2 protein-coding genes are annotated in these 1833 nt (G+C 57.6%); one reads left to right on the top strand and one right to left on the bottom strand.

Going from position 1 to position 1833, the window contains the following annotated elements; genetic code table 11:
• A partial coding sequence (locus M7439_RS00530; protein WP_308464340.1) for a tyrosine-type recombinase/integrase occupies positions 1-1123 on the top strand: 1123 nt, incomplete at its 5' end.
• Between the two features lie 175 nt (positions 1124-1298).
• Here M7439_RS00530 and M7439_RS00525 read toward each other — a convergent pair.
• On the bottom strand, positions 1299-1833 hold a 535-nt coding region (locus M7439_RS00525), incomplete at its 5' end, for a hypothetical protein (RefSeq protein ID WP_298349379.1).

Here is a 1833-nt window from a genome sequence, read left to right as displayed (position 1 = left end):
GCTTGGCCAAGGCAGCATCTATCGCTATGGCGACCAGTGGCGTGCCCTCTTGAAGTGGACCGGACCCGACGGTAAAGTCATCACCCGATCAAAGCGATGTCGCACCAAGGCAGAGGCAGAAGCCGCACTGGCGAAGTTTCGCGGTATCCGAGATGCCGGGGTCACTGAGAATGCAACAACGACTATTGACATGTTGCTCACCCGATGGCTCACAACCCATGGGGGCGATATCGCTGGCTCCACCTTGGTTCAGTACGAGTGGGCCACAAGGCATATCACCAAGAGGTTGGGACCTCTCCGTATCGAACGGCTCACGCCGGCGATGGTCGATCGCTTCGTGGATCAACTCGCCGAGTCCGGTCTGTCACCTCGTTCACGTCGTCTCATCCGGGTCGTACTCTCCCAAGCCTGCAAGGCAGCCGTTGGCTGGCGATTGATCCCGGCAAACCCCTGTGATCATGCGAGGCCGATCAAGTTAGAGCGACGGGAACCCGAGGCTCTCAGTGTTGAGGAGGCGAGGCGACTCCTCAGTGCCGCCAAGGACGACCGACTCGGTGTCCTCTGGCTCGTACTTCTCTCTTTGGGTCTCAGACGTGGAGAGGCACTGGCTCTTAGATGGAGCGATCTTGACTTGACAGCAAAGACACTCACCATCTCGCGTGCGCGAGTGAAGTCCGGCGCCAAGGTGATCGAGGGACCAACCAAGACCGCCCGCTCGAATCGTACCGTGCCGCTTCCCGCCTTTCTCGTTAGCGCACTCCAGGAGCATCGAGTAATCCAACGCCAAGAGCATGAGAAGCTGACAGAGTTGGGCTTTACTCCAACGAGCGAGTATCTGTTCACCTCACACTTTGGTCGCCCCCTTGACCCGGATAACACTTCACATGCCTTCCAGGCCTTTGCAGCACGAGCAGGTCTTGGTAAACGCCATGTCCATGAGTTACGCCACGCTGCGGCCTCCTTGATGCTGGCGGCTGGAACCCCACTACCTGAGGTATCTCGTGTGCTCGGCCATAGCTCCACCCGGATCACCGACGAGGTATATGCCCACCTCGGACACGAGGCTCTAAGAGGTGCGGTGGATCGACTGGCTGGGGTGTTGGATCCTCAGCGGAACGAGTGAGCCGAGACACAAGAGTAGCCACTACGCGCCCAATCGAATGGCCCGATCTTATGCGCACGCTCACGAACTTCAGTCACGCAAATGCTTCTTCGGTAGCCAATCATGTACCTTTCCCTGAGCCGCTAGTTCTATCATCCCGTCGGCCGAGTGCTGGCACGTCCTTATGACTGCTCGATCACGACACGACTCCCAATCGCAGACGCTCTGTCATCCAGGACAGGATTGCAAAGAGTTCCCGTCGCGCAGGGTCGTCGACGAACAAAGCTAGCGGAAGAGTCGGACGTAGGCTGTGGCTGGCTTCGTCAATTGAGACACCTGGGATCTTATTGAATTTACGGATCACCTCTCGACGAGCCTCGTCTTCCTCGAACACTGGGGAGCGCTTCACGTACTGTAGGTCGATCTCGATCTTCCCGTAGGTCCAGATTGACGCGAAGACATAACCATTCGGTGGTGGCCCAGCGACGAGAATCATTGAACCATCTCTCTTGCCGTTACCATAGACCACTCGGACACCCTGGACTCGTGTCCATTCAAGGATCTCGCGGCAGAGCGCAACGCAGGCGGGATCACTGCGTTCGCCAAGGTCGGCAAAGAAACTCTCCTCATCCCATTGACGCTTTGGAGCCGATGGTTGCTCACTCTTGTTTGCAATGGCGCGGGTGGTATTGCCGATGAGTTTGGGAACGATGACCCTTACTCCAGGGAGT

Source organism: Ferrimicrobium sp. (assembly GCF_027319265.1).
GTDB lineage: Bacteria > Actinomycetota > Acidimicrobiia > Acidimicrobiales > Acidimicrobiaceae > Ferrimicrobium.
Note: the sequence above shows the minus strand (reverse complement) of the source record. Positions and strands in the feature narration are given on the sequence as shown.